The sequence below is a fragment of the Mycobacterium timonense genome (genome assembly GCF_025821985.1).
Classification (GTDB): Bacteria; Actinomycetota; Actinomycetes; order Mycobacteriales; family Mycobacteriaceae; genus Mycobacterium; species Mycobacterium avium.
In genome coordinates this window covers 1-428 of record NZ_JACKSY010000055.1, presented here as the reverse complement: position 1 = coordinate 428, position 428 = coordinate 1, and the positions used below count along the sequence as shown (strand labels likewise).

The window sequence follows — 428 nt, the reverse complement described above, 5'->3', positions numbered from 1 at the left end:
CTACGGCGCCATCGCAGTCGCCGCGCTCATCGCGACGTGGAGCCAGACAGTCGCGTATGTACACAGCCCGACCGGCTTCTTCGTTAATTTCTGGCGCGACACCCAAACGACGGCGGCGTCGCGAAACATCGCAGCCGACGCCCTGATGTTGGCCCTGAGCGCGGTCATTCTGATGGTGATCGAAGCCAGGAAGCACAACGTGCGATTCGTGTGGCTTTACGTCGTCGGATCGTTCTTCATCGCCGTCAGCGTGATGTTCCCGCTTTTCCTGATCGCCCGCGAATTACGCCTGGGCGCATCCGACGCGCCGCGGCTTCGTAGGACCGACACGATCCTGCTCGTGGTGGTCGCCGTGTTGACCGTGGCCCTGACGATATGGATCGACGTGGGTAGGTGACGGGTTAGCCGCCGCGGCGACACAGGCCGAG

The 428-nt window shown here is 63.1% G+C and carries 1 protein-coding gene; it reads left to right on the top strand.

Annotation, left to right across the window (positions count from 1 at the left end):
- Window positions 1–397: DUF2834 domain-containing protein (locus H7I87_RS15065; RefSeq protein WP_264002749.1), on the top strand; the 397-nt coding region annotated here is incomplete at its 5' end.
- Between the last annotated feature and the right edge of the window lie 31 nt (window positions 398–428).